The sequence below is a fragment of the Bacillus sp. P4_D3 genome (assembly GCF_056401855.1).
The window spans coordinates 1-817 of the sequence record NZ_JBFUIN010001103.1; the positions used below are offsets into that span (position 1 = coordinate 1).

The 817-nt window shown below is 33.3% G+C and carries 3 protein-coding genes; all 3 read left to right on the forward strand.

Going from position 1 to position 817, the window contains the following annotated elements:
- A partial coding sequence (locus AC1DTM_RS29550) for a YozD family protein (protein WP_477001600.1) occupies positions 1-150 on the forward strand: 150 nt, incomplete at its 5' end.
- A gap of 110 nt (positions 151-260) precedes the next feature.
- Positions 261-443: a hypothetical protein gene (locus AC1DTM_RS29555; RefSeq protein ID WP_002141661.1), complete on the forward strand. Its 183-nt coding sequence runs from the start codon at positions 261-263 to the stop codon at positions 441-443.
- A partial coding sequence (locus AC1DTM_RS29560; RefSeq protein WP_477001599.1) for a protein kinase domain-containing protein occupies positions 443-817 on the forward strand: 375 nt, incomplete at its 3' end. The genes AC1DTM_RS29555 and AC1DTM_RS29560, both read left to right, overlap by 1 nt.

An 817-nucleotide genomic window follows, 5' to 3' on the forward strand; every position in this document is an offset into this window, starting at 1 on the left:
GAAGAGATTGCGGAGTTTTTTTATGAGCGACTAATTGAAAGAGGGTACGTTCCAAAAAGAGAAGAAATTGAGGACCTGGCAGATATTACATTTGAGTATTTATTAGAGAAATGCATGATTGATGAAGTTTTTGATGAAGAGGAAGATTGAAAGTAACGGCGGGCTTAACTCGTCGTTTTTTACTCTTTACAAACTTGTCACAAATATAGACAAGAATTGTTGGTATAATTAAAAGAAAATTTTATACAAGAGGTGAAGGGATGTTCAAAAAAATTATTGATTCTTTATTAGGAAAGAAAAAACATCGTTCGTATTCAAGTAGTGATTATCGTCATAGAGGGCGCTCGTATTCAAGTAGCGATAATAAACGACGTTCATCTGGTTATGGGCATCAGCATTATAAAAGAAAACGTAAAAGCCGTAGCTTCTTTTCAAGTAGCTGATGAAATGGCGTCGTATACTAGCTTTATTTGATAGACCACTGCGAAAAAATACAATCGTTGCAGAGCGTTATAAGATTGAATCAGTAATTGGAATGGGCAGTTATGGGGTTACATATGTCGTTAATGATTTACAAATAAATAAATATAAAGTCTTAAAACAATTAAGGCAAAGTAAACAAAGATATGAGTCTGGTAGAAAATCATTTGAGCAAGAGAAAGTGATTTTACAAACATTAAATCATGCGTCAATTCCTAATCTACATGATCATTTCATATGGGAGAAAAAGAACTTTTTTGTGATGGAGTATATGCCGGGGGAAAATTTCGAAGATCATATTTTCTTAGATGGGCAAGTATATGATGAACGTGAAGTT